Genomic DNA, 13,426 nt, shown 5'->3' on the forward strand with positions numbered 1-13,426 from the left:
TAGCCAAAGCCGCGCATCCGCGCCATGCCTTGCAGCGTGATCGAGACATACGACCTTCTCATCATTGGCGGCGGAATCAACGGCGTAGGCATTGCCCGCGACGCCGCCGGGCGCGGCGCCAGGGTGCTGCTGGTCGAGAAAGACGATCTCGCGAGCCACACTTCCAGCGCATCGACCAAGCTGATCCATGGCGGATTGCGCTATCTCGAACATTTCGAATTCCGGCTTGTGCGCGAAAGCCTGATCGAACGCGAGCGGCTGCTACGCATCGCCCCGCACATCATCTGGCCGCTGCGCTTCGTGCTGCCGCATGACGCAGGCCTGCGGCCCAAATGGATGCTGCGGCTGGGGCTGTTCCTCTATGACAATCTGGGCGGACGAAAGCTCCTGCCCGGTACGCGCACGGTGGATTTGCACGCACCGCCGCATGGGCAGATCCTCGACGACAGGCTGGTCAAAGGCTTCGAATATTCGGACTGCTGGGTGCAGGACGCGCGGCTGGTGGTGCTGAGCGCCATGGATGCGAGGGAGCGCGGTGCCGATATCCGCACGCACACCGAATGCACGGGTCTGAAACGCAGCTCCGACGGCTGGACTGCCACGCTGCGCAGCGAGACCGGCGAAGAAAACGTCAAGGCGCGTATCGTCGTCAACGCCGCCGGTCCCTGGGTCGATGGCGTTCTCGACACGGCGATCCCCGGCAAGAGCCACCGGAACCTGCGGCTGGTCAAGGGAAGCCATCTGATCTTCCCGAAACTGTACGACGGCCGCCACGCCTATATCTTCCAGAACCGCGACAACCGGATCGTCTTCGCCATCCCCTACGAACACAAGTTCACGCTGGTCGGCACCACCGACATGCTGTTCGAAGACGATCCCAATTCGGTCGAAATCTCCGATAGTGAAGCAAGCTATCTCTGCGACGCGGTGAACGAATATCTGCGCCGCGACGTGTCGCCGCAGGATGCCGTGTGGAGCTATGCCGGCGTTCGCCCGCTCTATGACGATCACTCGAAAAGCAACTCCACCGTCACGCGCGACTATGTGTTCGAACTGGACGAAGGCGGCGGCGCGCCGATCCTTTCGATCTTCGGCGGCAAGCTGACTACCTACCGCAAGCTGGCGGAACACGCGTTGGAAAAGCTGGGCGGGCTAGGCGGCGAGGCATGGACCGCCGACACCCCGCTCCCTGGCGGAGACATCGATCCGGCCCGCTTCGACAGCTTCTTTGCCGAATGCATGGCCAGCTATCCCTGGTTCGGCCCTGAAGGCGTTTTGCGGCTGGCGCGCGCATACGGAACGCGCATCGACCGGGTTCTAGGCAATGCCAGGGGACTGGAAGACCTTGGCGCGCATTTCGGCGGCGACCTCTATGAGGCGGAGTTGGAATATCTCCTGCGCGAGGAGTTCGCGCGCTCTGCCGAGGATGTCCTGTGGCGGCGAAGCAAGCTGGGCCTGCATCTCGATAAAGCGGCCCAGCGCAAGGTGACGGAGTGGTTCGCTAGCCGCTGACCGCCTCGGCCAGCGAGAGATACTGCCGCAACGCCCAATCGACTGGCGGCCCGATCGTGCTCTCGAGTACGCCCAGCCCCGGTGCGAACCACGTCAGCAACACAAGCCCCATGAACAACAGCATCCCGAAGGGGCGCAGCCTCTCGTAGAGATGGACATAGCGACGCGGCAACAGCCCCTCAACGATATGTGAACCGTCGAAAGGCGGGATTGGCAGCAGGTTGAACATGCCAAGGAAGATGTTGATCAGGATAAAGTAGAACAGCCCCTGCGTCACCAATCCCGGCCCATCGGCGCCATCCGGTGCCAAGGCTGGAGCAAGCAGCCCAAGCGCAATCGCTCCCAGGGCAGCCAGTACAAAGTTCGTTGCCGGCCCCGCCGCCGCGACCGCCATCATGCCATAGCGTGGGTTGCGCAGTCGCCGCTTTACCACCGGCACAGGCTTGGCCCAGCCGAAGATCGGTCCGCTGGCCAGCGCCAACATGCCCGGCACCAGCAGAGTGCCGACCGGATCGACATGGCGCAGCGGATTGAGGCTGAGGCGCTTCTGCTCGCGCGCAGTGGGATCGCCAAGCCAGCTGGCGACCAGGCCATGAGCAACCTCGTGAAACACGATCGCCACGATCAGCGCTGGGGCAAGTACGATTATAAGCGAAACTGTATCTGACATTGCAGATAGATAGGCCCGCCGCAGCTATCCCGCCAGAGCTTCCGAAAAATGCTTGCGGCACAGCGCGACATAGCGGTCGTTTCCGCCGATCTCGGTCTGGGCACCTTCCGAAACCGCGGCACCGCTTTCGTCCACCCGCAGATTCATCGTCGCCTTGCGCCCGCAATGGCACACCGCCTTGAGCTCGACCAGCGCATCGGCAATGCCCAGCAATGCCGATGATCCGGGAAAGAGCTCGCCCTGGAAATCGGTCCGCAGTCCATAGCAAAGCACCGGAATCCCGGCTTCATCGGCCAGTCGCGCCAATTGCCAGACCTGCTGCGTGGTGAGAAACTGGGCCTCGTCCACCAACACGCAATCCAATGGCTCGACCTTGTGAGCCGCCGTCACATCTTCCCACAAATCGGTCCCGGAGTGATAGCGGTGGGCATCCGCGCCCAGCCCGATACGGCTTTCAATCGCCTTTTCGTCGCCACGGTCATCGAGCGCTGCGGTCCACAGCATGGTATGCATCCCGCGCTCGCGATAGTTGAAATCGGCCTGCAGCAGGGTGGTCGATTTACCCGCATTCATGCTGGCGTAGTAGAAATAGAGCTTGGCCATGCAGCATCCTTGCCCAATGAGCGGATTTAGGCCAGCACGCTCGTCGATATTCCACAAATGAGTTATAGTTGGCTTTCGGGGGCACGATGGAGAGTCGCATGTTGTCTGGACGCAAGCTCCTGCTGCCGGTCCTGGCGCTGGCCTTCATGGCAGCGGCCCCGCTCAGCTATACGCTCGACGCCGATTCCAGCGACGTCACAGCCAAAGTCGCATTCTTCGGCCTTGCCAGCAAAACTGCCGGCTTCCCCAAAATGAGCGGTCGTGTCACGATAGTGCCCGACAAGCCGTCCGAAGCGCTGGTCGATGTCACCATCGACGCTACCCGCCTCACCGCACCTGATGGCGTAACGCTGAAGCGGTTGCGCGGCGAGAAGTTCTTCTGGGTCGAGAAATATCCCACTGTCCATTTTGTCGGTCACAAGCTGACCATGCGCGATGCAACCCACGGCAGCGTAGAAGGAAAGCTAACCGCGCGCGGCGTGACGCGTAAGGAAGAACTTTTTGTCGACTTTGATCGTCCGCCGACCAAAGCGCCGCAAGGCCAGGCAATTACGCTCAGCGGCGAGATGGAGATCGATCGCCGCGACTACGGCATGACCGCCTATCGGTTCATTGTGGGCAAAAAGGTGACGATCAGGCTCAAGGCGCGAATGGTACCGCAGCTCGGCGCCAGCAAATAGGGGTTACAGTTCGAGCAGCCAGTGCTCGCTCACTTCGGGCTTGCCGAACTCTTCCTGCGTTTCGGTTGATGTCACACGGAAACCCTCTGCGGCATAGATTTTGCGCGCGCTGTCGAGCACGGCGTGGGTCCACAGCACAATACGTTTGTATCCGGCTTCACGTGCAAATTCAGTGCATTGCTGTACCAATGCACCACCGATGCCCATGCCGCGTCCAGCCGGTTCAACATAGAGCAATCGCAGCCGCGCGGTATCGGGCTCGCCCTCTTCCGCAACCAGCATAACTCCGCCCAGCATCTGCCCATCATGTTCTGCGACCCAGCATTGTTCGCGGCCAGGCTTGAATTCGCGCAGAAAGCGCGCGCAGATTTCATAGATCAGCGTTTCCAGCTCTGCACCCCAGCCATTTTCTTGCGCATAGAGCAGTGCCTGGCGCGCGCCGATCATGCCGACATCGCCGGGACGGAATGTGCGCAATCGCCAACTGCGATCAGTCATCGCCCAGATCGCGCGCCACCTTGGGATCGCGCAGCAGTCGCTCGATCCGGTCCGCTTCGTCAAAGCTTTCGTCGCCGCGAAACTTGAGCTTGGGGGCGAATTTCAAGCCTAGCCGCTTGGCCACTTCGCGCTGGAGATAGGCGGTGTTCTGCCGCAGCGCCTTGACGATATCATCCTCGCCCGCGCCGAGCAGCGGCTTCACATAGGCGGTGGCATTGCGCAGATCAGGCGTCATGCGCACTTCTGTAACGGCGATATTGGCCGCGCTCACGGTCTCGTCATGCACTTCCTGCCGCGCAAGCAATTCGCTCAGGATATGGCGAACCCGCTCGCTGACCTTGAGGACGCGAACCGAATGCTGCTCGGGTGTGAATTGCTGGCGCGCCATCAGACTTCCTCATCCATTTTGGCCAGAATGCGTTTCATACTGCGCATATTGCGCGCCGTGCCCTTCATGCCAAGCCGCCGTTCAATGAAATCGCCGGTCAGCTTGCTGTTTCCTGCTCCGTCGACATAGTCGACATGCAGTGCATTTGTGCCTGCGGCGATCCGCTCATTGCCCTTGCCAGTATAGTCTAGAATCAGATTCTCTACCGCGTCTGCCTCCGGTTGACCCATAAAGAATATGGTGTGGACGAACTTCTCCTCACCATCTTCGGAAAACGGGTTCTCAGCGATAGCGGCGGCAAGTTCCGCGCGCGTCATCACAATGGCGAATGTCTCGATGTCAAAGCGATCGCGGACCACCCAGGCGAGCTTCTCGGCAAGCCCGGCGGATGGCCGCTCCTCATGGTCGAACAGCACGTTGCCGCTGGCGACGACCGTTTCGATTGCCTCGAATTCCTCGCGTTCCAACGCGTCGCGCAAATCGGCCATTGTCAGCCGATTACCACCGACGTTTATCCCGGCGAGGAGAGCGACGTAGCGGGTCATCTCACCACAACGCTCCCATCACCAGATCACAACGTCCGCTCACGCTCCTCGACTTCGAAGACTTCGAGGTTGTCGCCTGCCTTGATATCGTTGGTGTCTTCCAGCACCACACCGCATTCGAGGCCGGCGCGGACTTCGTCCACATCGTCCTTGAAGCGCCGCAGCGAAGCGATGGTGGTCGCCGAAACGATGACATCCTCGCGCGTGAGACGGGCATGGAGGCCTTTGCGGATAACCCCATCGAGCACCAAGAGGCCGGCGGCCTTGTCCTTCTTGCCCGCAGGGAAGACCTGCTTGACTTCGGCCCGGCCGACAACGTGCTCGATCCGCTCCGGACCCAGCTCGCCCGCCATTTCCTTCGCGATCTCCTCGGTCAGGTGATAGATGACGTCGTAATACATCATCCGGACCTTTTCCTTGTCGACCAGTTGGCGCGCCTTGGCATTGGGGCGCACGTTGAAGCCGATGATCGGTGCCTTCGACGCCGCGGCGAGAGTCACGTCAGTTTCAGTGATTGCACCTACACCGGCATGCAGCACGCGAACCTTGATCTCGTCATTCGAGAGATTGTGCAACGCATTGACGATCGCTTCGACCGAACCCTGCACGTCCGCCTTCACAACTACAGGCCATTCGATGACATTCGACTGGAGGTTGGTGAACATGGTGTCGAAGCTGGTCGGGGCGAGCGCGGTGCGCTGCTCGGTCGCCTTTTCCTGGCGGTACTGGGCAACTTCGCGGGCGCGCTGTTCGTTCTCGACCACGGTAAGCTGGTCGCCTGCACCCGGCACACCGCCAAGGCCAAGGACCTCGACCGGCGTGGAGGGGCCGGCTTCCTTCACCTGCTTGCCCTTGTCATCGATCAGAGCGCGCACGCGCCCGCTCTCGGTACCGACAACGAAGGTATCGCCACGCTTGAGCGTGCCGCGCGTGATCAGCACGGTCGCGACCGGACCGCGACCCTTGTCGAGTTGTGCCTCGACCACGGTGGCTTCCGCATCGCGATCAGGCCGTGCCTTGAGTTCGAGCAATTCGGCCTGAAGCAGGATCTTCTCGATCAGATCATCGAGCCCGGTGCCCTTGGTCGCGGAAACTTCCACATCCTGCACGTCGCCCGACATCTTCTCCACGATCACCTCGTGTTCAAGCAGCCGGTTGCGGATATTGTCCGGGGCGGCCTCAGGCTTGTCGCACTTGTTGATCGCGACGATCATCGGGACGCCCGCAGCCTTGGTGTGATTGATGGCTTCGATCGTCTGCGGCATGATTCCATCGTCCGCCGCAACCACCAGCACCACGATATCGGTCACATTCGCACCGCGCGCGCGCATTTCTGTGAATGCCTCGTGCCCCGGCGTATCGAGGAAGGTGATCTTGTGTCCCTTGTCCTTGCCCGATCCCTTGGTGGTAATCTGGTAGGCGCCGATATGCTGGGTGATGCCACCGGCTTCGCCCTTGGTCACATCGGTTCCGCGCAACGCGTCGAGCAGACTGGTCTTGCCGTGATCGACATGGCCCATGATCGTGACGACAGGCGGGCGCGATTCCAGCGTTTCTTCCGGATCGACATCCTCTTCGGTCGAGATGTCGACATCGCTTTCGGATACACGCTTGATATTATGACCGAATTCTTCAACCAGCAGCTCGGCCGTATCGGCGTCGATCGTCTGGTTAACGGTCACCATCATGCCCATATTGAACAGCGCCTTCACCAGGTCGGCGCCCTTTTCCGCCATGCGGTTGGCAAGCTCCTGAACCGTGATTGCTTCGGGAACGACCACGTCGCGCACCTGCTTCTCGCGCGGCTTGGACGGTCCACCCTGTGAACGGCGCTCCTTCTCACGCGCACGCTTGAGCGCGGCGAGCGAGCGTGCGCGACGGCCCTCATCCTCGTTGAGCGCACGCGAAACGGTGAGCTTGCCGGAACGCCGCTTGTCGGGGCGTTCGCCAGCTGGTGCGCCGCCGCGTCCGGGCTTTTCTTCCTTCTTCTTCTTTTCCGGCTTCTTCGGCTCAGGTCGGGCAACCGGCGTGAACTTGCGCGGAGAAGGAGTTGGGGTACCCGCTTCTTTCGCTTCCTTGGAAGCAGCGGGTTCTGGTTCCGCTTCCGCCTTGGATGCCGCCTGCGCTTCTTCCACCTTGCGCTGCTCGGCCTCTACTTCGGCCCGCTTTTCCTGAGCGCGATTTTCTTCGGCGCGCTTCTTCTCGTCCTCGGCAGCCTTTTTCGCAGCCTGATCGTCGCGCTTGCGCGCTTCTTCCGCCAGACGCAGGCGCTCTTCTTCGGCCTCGCGCTGAAGGCGTGCGACGCGTTCCTGCGGGGTCTCTGCAGGCGCAGCAGGCTTCTTCTTGGGTGCCGGCGCAGGCTTCTCCTCGACCACCGGGGGTGGAGGCGGAGGCGGAGGAGGAGCCGCAGGCTCCTCGCCCGGCTTCACGAGCTTGCGGCGGCGCTTGACCTCGACCGCAACCTTGTTGGTGCGGCCATGGCTGAAGGTCTGCTTGACCTCTCCAGCATCGACCGCACGCTTGAGGCCAAGCGGTTTACGGGCAGGTTTGTTTTCTTCGTCGCTCATTTAGCTCGCTATTCCTTCACGCATTCAATTCATCGTCCACAGGGCCCGCCAAAGGCGGAACCCCATCGCAATCACCGGGTTTGGCAACCCCCAGATAGTGCAGCAGGCGCGCCAGCGCCTTCCCGACCCGTTCGGGTGCCGCATCATCGGCTCCATGGCCCATCACGCCCAGATGGACGACATTGTCGCGGCCCAATGCCACAGACAAAGCCGCCCGGTCCAGAGGCAAGACCAAACCGCGTTCACCGCTGCCTTCCAGATCCTGGCCAACGCGCCAGGCCTGATCGAGCTTCTTGCGCCCGTCTTCGCCGCTGTCGGCAGCGTGCAGCAACAGGGCCACACGGCCCATCCTGGCCTGTTCGGCGATCCGGTCAGACCCGAGGGCAAGCTTGCCCGCGCGCATTTCCAACCCGAGCCGGTCCTTGAAGCTGCGCATCAATGCCGTTTCGATCATCTGAGGAAGATCCTCGGGGATCGAAAGTGGGGCACCCTTGAAGGCGCGCGCCAACGCGCCCCTCAAATGGCCTTTCGCAAGCGCGGTTTCAAGCTCGGCACGGGTCACGCCGATCCAGGCACCGCGGCCGGGAGCCTTGGCAGCGGGATCGGGAAGCACATCCCCTGCAGGAGAAATCGCGAGGCGCAGCAATGAATCGCGCGACCCATTCTTCCCCGTGAGGATGCAGCGACGCTCCGGCGATTTGCCGTTCGAACAGGACCTGTCGGGCTCGGAAGATGTCCGTGCCTTGGGTGCTTCAGCGATGTCTGGCGTCAGGCGCTCATTGTTCGGAGTCCGCATCGGCGGCCTCCTGGGTTTCGGGCTCGCCGGCCGGAGCTTCGGCTGCTGCCGGCTCCTCGTCCTCGAACCAATGAGCACGGGCAGCCATGATGATCTCGTTGCCCTGCTCTTCGCTAAGACCATATTCGCCCAGCACACCGCCCTTGTCTTCCTGGCGCTGCGGACGACGCATCGGCGGGCCATCCGCATTGTTGCGGCGGCGCGGTGCTTCACGCTTCTTGGCAATCAGCTCGTCGGTGGCGAGATCGGCCAGATCGTCGAGAGTCTTGATGCCCGCCTTGCCCAACGTCACCAGCATGGCTTCGCTCAGATGCGGCATTTCAGCGAGATCGTCTTCAACGCCCAGTGCACGACGCTCTTCGCGATAGGTCCCTTCCTGACGCTCAAGCGCCTCGATCGCACGCGACTGGAGCTCTTCGGCCAGTTCTTCGTCGAAGCCTTCGATGCTGGCCAGCTCGGCCAGTTCGACATAGGCGACTTCTTCCAGTTCGGCGAAGCCTTCGGCCACCAGCAACTGGCTGAGCGTCTCATCGACGTCGAGCTCTTCCTCGAACATCTTGGAGCGTTCAGCGAACTCCTTGCTGCGCTTCTCGCTCGCTTCTTCTTCGGTCATGATATCGATCTGGTGACCGGTGAGCTGGCTGGCGAGGCGCACGTTCTGCCCGCGGCGACCGATCGCCAGCGAAAGCTGGTCATCGGGCACAACAACTTCGATGCGCGTTTCGTCTTCGTCGAGAACCACGCGGCTGACGGTGGCGGGCTGCAGCGCGTTGACGACGAAGGTCGCCGTATCTTCCGACCAGGGAATGATGTCGATCTTTTCGCCCTGCAGTTCCTGCACGACGGCTTGCACACGGCTGCCCTTCATGCCGACGCAGGCGCCGACCGGATCGATCGAGCTATCGTGGCTGATGACGCCGATCTTGGCGCGGCTGCCGGGATCGCGAGCCGCGGCCTTGATCTCGATGATACCATCGTAAATCTCGGGCACTTCCTGCGCGAACAGCTTGCGCATGAAATCGGGATGCGCGCGGCTGAGGAAAATCTGCGGACCGCGATTGTTGCGCTCTACCTTGGTGATGAGCGCACGCACACGCTCGCCCACACGGGCGGCTTCGCGCGGAATTTGCTGGTCACGACGGATGACGCCTTCGGCCCGGCCGAGATTGACGATCACATGGCCGAACTCGACCGATTTGATAACGCCGGTGATGACTTCGCCCGCGCGATCCTTGAACTCTTCGAACTGGCGTTCACGTTCCGCATCGCGGACCTTCTGGAAGATCACCTGCTTGGCGCTCTGCGCGTCGATGCGGCCCAGATCGACCGGCGGCAGCGGATCAACGATGAAGTCGCCCAGCTTGGCATCGGCATCGAGTTTCTGTGCGGCCTTGAGATCGACCTGCTTGAAGTAGTCCTCGACCTCTTCAACAACCTCGACGACACGCCACAGGCGCAGATCGCCCGTGTCGGGATCGAGCTTGGCCCGAATGTCGTTTTCCGCACCATAGCGGTTGCGGGCGCTTTTCTGAATCGCCTCTTCCATCGCTTCGATGACGATCGCCTTGTCGATCATCTTTTCCGAAGCGACCGCATTGGCAATCGCTAGCAGTTCAGCCTTGTTGGCGGAAATGGCACTGGCCATCAGTCGTCTGCCTTCTCTTCTTCTACGAGTTCGTCTGCACCGCTCGCGTCGAGCGGCTGGGTGGCGGCGATAAGCTCATCGGTCAAGACAAGTTTCGCCGAATGGAACTGATTGCGGTCAAGCGCAACTTCGCCTGCCTTATTGTCTTCAATGGTCACCATGTCGCCATCGATGCCCTTGAGCAGGCCCTTGTAAGTGCGCCGCCCATCGAAGCCCTTCACCATCACGATCCGCGCTTCGTGCCCCGCCCAATTGGCGAAATCCTTCTCGCGAGTAAGCGGACGGTCAATGCCCGGCGAACTCACTTCGAGGTGATAGGCACCTTCGACCAGAACTTCGCCCTGCTCTTCGAGTTCGTCGATCTTTTCCGATACGCGGCGGCTGAGCGCGGCGCATTGATCGATGATGAGCTGACCGGTCGCAGGGTCCTCCGCCATGATCTGCAGAGCCTGGCCGCCATCACCGGCCTCGGATGGCATCATCTTCACGCGCACGAGTTCGAAACCCAGGGCATTTGCCTCGGGCTCGATCACTTCATTCAGGCGCGCGATATCCGCCATTTGCTCTCCGTTGCGTGCGGCATTGCAGAAAAGGCCTTTCGGGCCGGCCCCTCGCGGCGCCAGCATCCAAACCTTGTATCGACAATGTCGGGATGGCGGCTATGTAGGCGCACCCTCCGGCAAAAACAAGCGGCAATCGACTCTACGGATCGGTACAAAGAAAAGGGGCCCCGCTATCGGAGCCCCCGATCTTTCATCTGATCAAAAACCTGTCAGTCGAAGTGATGATCGCCGCTGTGCCGGCGCGGGGTGCCCTGCTCGCCAGCTTCTTCGATCGTCCAGGTCACATGCGTAACTACGCGATAGCTGCCCATGTCCCGCTCGAATACGAATGGCTTGCCATTGGGCAGGCTCTTGACCGGCTTGCCCCAGTCGCTCGGCGTGTTTCCAACGGACGGGAGCATGACCGGCTTGCCCTTGGGACCGCCACCACCGCCGCCGCCATTGCCACCGCCCTTGCCGCCGCCACCACCGCCGCCGCCGGTCGTGTAGATGGATTCTAGTTCGTCATAGTCGTGCTGGTCGGGATGCTCGTTCCCTTCAGGCCAGCTCGTATATTCCATGCAAGAGGTCGTACGGTCCGTCATGAAGTTCTCGTTCTGGTGAGCGAGACCATAATCGTGGCCGATTTCCTGGCAGGTCACGAGCTGCTTCCAGCTTTCCGTATTGTACTGCGGTTGGGCGAAATAGTAGTCATTCAGCTTCGTCGTGCCCGCAACGATCTCGTTCCCGTTGATCGAAATGCTCGCAATGCCGAGCCAGCCCGATGCGCCGTAATCGTCGTTGCAGACGTGAATCTGGTTTGTAATGAAATCGCAATTGCCATTGTTGCCACCCGTCAGGGGAGATTGGATCCTGCTCGACTCATTCCAGTCGGCATTGGCGATGGCGACACGAGGCCCCCAATCACCATCCGTGTTGTCGACCACAGTCTTGGCAATTTCCGTGCCATCATAGGCCCATTCATATTTGCCCCATTGATGGCGTGCGTCGGCCACTGTCGCCACCAGGGCGAATGCCGGCACAGCAACAAGCAATGCGGTGCGATAATTTGGCTTGATTTTCATAGGATTGTCCCTTCCCCGGTCGGAGTACCCAAATCCTCGAACAACAAGACTAAATGCTCATGAACATTCATTCCTGCTGAAAATGGATAATATGTGCATCTTGCGGGATAGACAGTACCGAGGTCAAGCGATCTGCCAAATGCGTCCTCCGCTGCGACAATTTCAGTCCCAAACGGCTCTAATTGCACATTTCAGGCCGAACCGCAGTTCTCGACGACATCGGTCAACGCAACCTCCAGCTTTTCCTCATAAGATTGGTCATCAGGGTTATCGATGCTTTCATCCCAGTACTTCTGATATTCCTGCTGCGCCTGCGCACAGGCTTCGGCATCGATTTCTTCCTCGGGGGGGGCTTCAGCGACAGGTTGCGTATCCGGCGCCTGGGCAACGATCCTATCCGCTTCGTCGGATGCATAGAGGTTGATCCACACGGCCAAGCCGGCGAGGAGCAACGTCACGAACAGGAACGCCGCTATGCGAAGCTGACCACCCCTCATTCGCTCAGCCCGTGTTTCTTGATGCAATGGCGCAACTGGTCATAGGTCAGCCCCAGCGCCTTGGCGGTCTGGCGCTGGTTCCAGCGATGCTTGCCCAGCGCATGTTCCACAATGTTGCGCTCATGCTCGTCCACGGCGGCGCGCAGATCATCGATCTGGTCGTAATCTGGCACCAATGTCGACGCAGCCGGAGCGGTCGAGGCCTGCTGGCCGATTTCCGGCTTGCGAAAGCTGGGAATGAATGGCTTCCACGGACTGTCGAAAGGATCAAACTGGACATGACCGATTGGCTCATTCCAATTGTCCCAACGATAGACCGCGCGCTCGACGACATTGCGGAGTTCGCGGACATTGCCCGGCCAGGCATAATCATCAAGCTGGCGCCGCACATGGTCGGCAAAACCAGGCCAGGCCTCCCAGTGCAATTCGGCGGCCATACGTCGCCCGAAATAGTCAGCCAGCACATCCACATCGCCTTCGCGCACGCGCAGCGGCGGAAGGGTGATAACCTCGAAGCACAGCCGGTCGAGCAGGTCGGCACGAAACTCGCCCCGTTCGGCCAATGCCGGAAGATCGTCATTGGTGGCTGCGACAATGCGGACGTTGACCCGGATCGGTCGCGAAGATCCGATCCGCGTCACTTCGCCATATTCGACCGCGCGCAGCAGCCTTTCCTGCGCCCCCATCGACAGCGTAGCCAGTTCGTCGAGAAATAACGTGCCTCTGTCGGCTTCCTCAAACCTTCCGGCGCGCGCTTTGGTAGCACCTGTGAAGGCTCCCGCTTCGTGGCCGAACAATTCGGCCTCGATCAGCGTCTCTGGCAGCGCCGCGCAGTTCATGATGACGAGCGGCTCATCCCAGCGGCTCGAGAGGCGATGGAGGCGCTCGGCGATCAGTTCCTTACCTGTCCCGCGCTCTCCGATCACCAGCACCGGGCGGCTCATCGGCGCGGCGCGCGATGCCCGCTCGACCGCATCGAGAAAGGCACCAGATTGGCCAATGAATTGGTTATCCCGCTCCATGCACCAATCTATAGTGAAAATTCCCAATTCTTGGCAAGGGAAACCAATCGTTCAATTGCGGAAAACTCATAATTACCTGTATTTACGTTCTTTTTCAGGTTTGGCACGCAGATTGCTAGACAATGAACGAAACGCAATGGAGGTAATAAACCATGTACAACCGCCGCTTTTTCCAGAGCAAGCTGGGACAGGCTGCAATGGCCAGCATCGCGGCGATGGCTGCATTCGTGGCGCTGTCCACGCAAATGCAAGCCACACCGGCGTTTGCCGCTGCCTCCCAGCATCACGTGGTCCAGGTCGCATGACCAAGCCGACAAAGAATACCCCCTTTGGGCCGGAGCGCTCAGTCCCCCCCCTGAAGAACTCAGGTGTGAGT

General features: G+C 60.7%; 15 protein-coding genes. 3 read left to right on the forward strand and 12 right to left on the reverse strand.

Annotated elements, in window-relative coordinates:
* Positions 1-36 precede the first annotated feature (36 nt).
* Positions 37-1,512, forward strand: coding sequence for a glycerol-3-phosphate dehydrogenase (glpD, locus tag ACQY6C_RS00520; protein ID WP_427963532.1), 1,476 nt, complete (start codon positions 37-39; stop codon positions 1,510-1,512).
* On the opposite strand, the gene ACQY6C_RS00525 is transcribed toward glpD, so the two are convergent.
* On the reverse strand, positions 1,502-2,182 hold the full coding sequence (locus ACQY6C_RS00525; protein ID WP_427963534.1) for a site-2 protease family protein: 681 nt from the start codon (positions 2,180-2,182) through the stop codon (positions 1,502-1,504). The genes glpD and ACQY6C_RS00525 overlap by 11 nt on opposite strands.
* 24 nt (positions 2,183-2,206) lie before the next feature.
* Positions 2,207-2,785: a thymidine kinase gene (locus ACQY6C_RS00530; RefSeq protein ID WP_427963536.1), complete on the reverse strand. Its 579-nt coding sequence runs from the start codon at positions 2,783-2,785 to the stop codon at positions 2,207-2,209.
* A gap of 98 nt (positions 2,786-2,883) precedes the next feature.
* On the opposite strand from ACQY6C_RS00530, the gene ACQY6C_RS00535 reads away from it, so the two are divergent.
* A complete protein-coding gene (locus tag ACQY6C_RS00535; protein ID WP_427963538.1) occupies positions 2,884-3,465 on the forward strand; it encodes a YceI family protein in 582 nt (193 codons plus the stop codon).
* 3 nt (positions 3,466-3,468) lie between these two features.
* Here ACQY6C_RS00535 and ACQY6C_RS00540 read toward each other — a convergent pair whose 3' ends face one another.
* From ACQY6C_RS00540 to pspF, 10 genes are all read right to left on the reverse strand, one after another.
* Positions 3,469-3,963 (reverse strand): GNAT family N-acetyltransferase, encoded by a 495-nt coding sequence (locus ACQY6C_RS00540; RefSeq protein WP_427963540.1) that lies wholly within the window; start codon positions 3,961-3,963, stop codon positions 3,469-3,471.
* Positions 3,956-4,351, reverse strand: coding sequence for a 30S ribosome-binding factor RbfA (gene rbfA / locus ACQY6C_RS00545; RefSeq protein ID WP_427963542.1), 396 nt, complete (start codon positions 4,349-4,351; stop codon positions 3,956-3,958). Before rbfA ends, ACQY6C_RS00540 begins: the two co-directional genes overlap by 8 nt.
* Positions 4,351-4,896: a DUF1697 domain-containing protein gene (locus ACQY6C_RS00550; protein WP_427963544.1), complete on the reverse strand. Its 546-nt coding sequence runs from the start codon at positions 4,894-4,896 to the stop codon at positions 4,351-4,353. Before ACQY6C_RS00550 ends, rbfA begins: the two co-directional genes overlap by 1 nt.
* A gap of 26 nt (positions 4,897-4,922) precedes the next feature.
* Positions 4,923-7,463: a translation initiation factor IF-2 gene (gene infB / locus ACQY6C_RS00555; RefSeq protein WP_427963545.1), complete on the reverse strand. Its 2,541-nt coding sequence runs from the start codon at positions 7,461-7,463 to the stop codon at positions 4,923-4,925.
* A 16-nt stretch (positions 7,464-7,479) separates the two neighbouring features.
* Positions 7,480-8,259 (reverse strand): DUF448 domain-containing protein, encoded by a 780-nt coding sequence (locus tag ACQY6C_RS00560; protein WP_427963547.1) that lies wholly within the window; start codon positions 8,257-8,259, stop codon positions 7,480-7,482.
* Positions 8,240-9,904 carry a transcription termination factor NusA gene (gene nusA, locus ACQY6C_RS00565; protein ID WP_427963548.1) on the reverse strand — a complete coding sequence of 555 codons (1,665 nt, stop codon included), beginning with the start codon at positions 9,902-9,904 and terminating at the stop codon, positions 8,240-8,242. Before nusA ends, ACQY6C_RS00560 begins: the two co-directional genes overlap by 20 nt.
* Positions 9,904-10,464 carry a ribosome maturation protein RimP gene (rimP, locus tag ACQY6C_RS00570; protein ID WP_427963550.1) on the reverse strand — a complete coding sequence of 187 codons (561 nt, stop codon included), beginning with the start codon at positions 10,462-10,464 and terminating at the stop codon, positions 9,904-9,906. The genes nusA and rimP overlap by 1 nt, the downstream gene beginning before the upstream one ends.
* A 212-nt stretch (positions 10,465-10,676) precedes the next feature.
* Positions 10,677-11,531: a hypothetical protein gene (locus ACQY6C_RS00575; RefSeq protein WP_427963552.1), complete on the reverse strand. Its 855-nt coding sequence runs from the start codon at positions 11,529-11,531 to the stop codon at positions 10,677-10,679.
* 191 nt (positions 11,532-11,722) lie between these two features.
* Complete coding sequence (locus tag ACQY6C_RS00580) at positions 11,723-12,028, reverse strand: hypothetical protein (RefSeq protein ID WP_427963554.1); 306 nt, start codon at positions 12,026-12,028, stop codon at positions 11,723-11,725.
* Positions 12,025-13,050, reverse strand: coding sequence for a phage shock protein operon transcriptional activator (gene pspF, locus ACQY6C_RS00585; RefSeq protein ID WP_427963556.1), 1,026 nt, complete (start codon positions 13,048-13,050; stop codon positions 12,025-12,027). The genes ACQY6C_RS00580 and pspF overlap by 4 nt, the downstream gene beginning before the upstream one ends.
* A gap of 152 nt (positions 13,051-13,202) precedes the next feature.
* Between pspF and ACQY6C_RS00590 the strand changes: the two genes are divergently transcribed.
* Positions 13,203-13,355, forward strand: coding sequence for a hypothetical protein (locus tag ACQY6C_RS00590; protein ID WP_427963558.1), 153 nt, complete (start codon positions 13,203-13,205; stop codon positions 13,353-13,355).
* Positions 13,356-13,426: the final 71 nt, after the last annotated feature.

Origin of the sequence: Altererythrobacter sp., from assembly GCF_050299635.1 — a bacterium.
Lineage (GTDB): Bacteria > Pseudomonadota > Alphaproteobacteria > Sphingomonadales > Sphingomonadaceae > Erythrobacter.

What these genes read in the sequence shown, in the direction of transcription:
- ACQY6C_RS00525 (WP_427963534.1), bottom strand. Translation starts at nt 2,182, where the DNA reads ATGTCAGATACAGTTTCGCTTATAATCGTACTTGCCCCAGCGCTGATC.
- nusA (WP_427963548.1), bottom strand. Translation starts at nt 9,904, where the DNA reads ATGGCCAGTGCCATTTCCGCCAACAAGGCTGAACTGCTAGCGATTGCC.
- infB (WP_427963545.1), bottom strand. Translation starts at nt 7,463, where the DNA reads ATGAGCGACGAAGAAAACAAACCTGCCCGTAAACCGCTTGGCCTCAAG.
- pspF (WP_427963556.1), bottom strand. Translation starts at nt 13,050, where the DNA reads ATGGAGCGGGATAACCAATTCATTGGCCAATCTGGTGCCTTTCTCGAT.
- ACQY6C_RS00535 (WP_427963538.1), top strand. Translation starts at nt 2,884, where the DNA reads ATGTTGTCTGGACGCAAGCTCCTGCTGCCGGTCCTGGCGCTGGCCTTC.
- ACQY6C_RS00550 (WP_427963544.1), bottom strand. Translation starts at nt 4,896, where the DNA reads ATGACCCGCTACGTCGCTCTCCTCGCCGGGATAAACGTCGGTGGTAAT.
- ACQY6C_RS00590 (WP_427963558.1), top strand. Translation starts at nt 13,203, where the DNA reads ATGTACAACCGCCGCTTTTTCCAGAGCAAGCTGGGACAGGCTGCAATG.
- rimP (WP_427963550.1), bottom strand. Translation starts at nt 10,464, where the DNA reads ATGGCGGATATCGCGCGCCTGAATGAAGTGATCGAGCCCGAGGCAAAT.
- rbfA (WP_427963542.1), bottom strand. Translation starts at nt 4,351, where the DNA reads ATGGCGCGCCAGCAATTCACACCCGAGCAGCATTCGGTTCGCGTCCTC.
- ACQY6C_RS00580 (WP_427963554.1), bottom strand. Translation starts at nt 12,028, where the DNA reads ATGAGGGGTGGTCAGCTTCGCATAGCGGCGTTCCTGTTCGTGACGTTG.
- ACQY6C_RS00530 (WP_427963536.1), bottom strand. Translation starts at nt 2,785, where the DNA reads ATGGCCAAGCTCTATTTCTACTACGCCAGCATGAATGCGGGTAAATCG.
- ACQY6C_RS00575 (WP_427963552.1), bottom strand. Translation starts at nt 11,531, where the DNA reads ATGAAAATCAAGCCAAATTATCGCACCGCATTGCTTGTTGCTGTGCCG.
- ACQY6C_RS00560 (WP_427963547.1), bottom strand. Translation starts at nt 8,259, where the DNA reads ATGCGGACTCCGAACAATGAGCGCCTGACGCCAGACATCGCTGAAGCA.
- ACQY6C_RS00540 (WP_427963540.1), bottom strand. Translation starts at nt 3,963, where the DNA reads ATGACTGATCGCAGTTGGCGATTGCGCACATTCCGTCCCGGCGATGTC.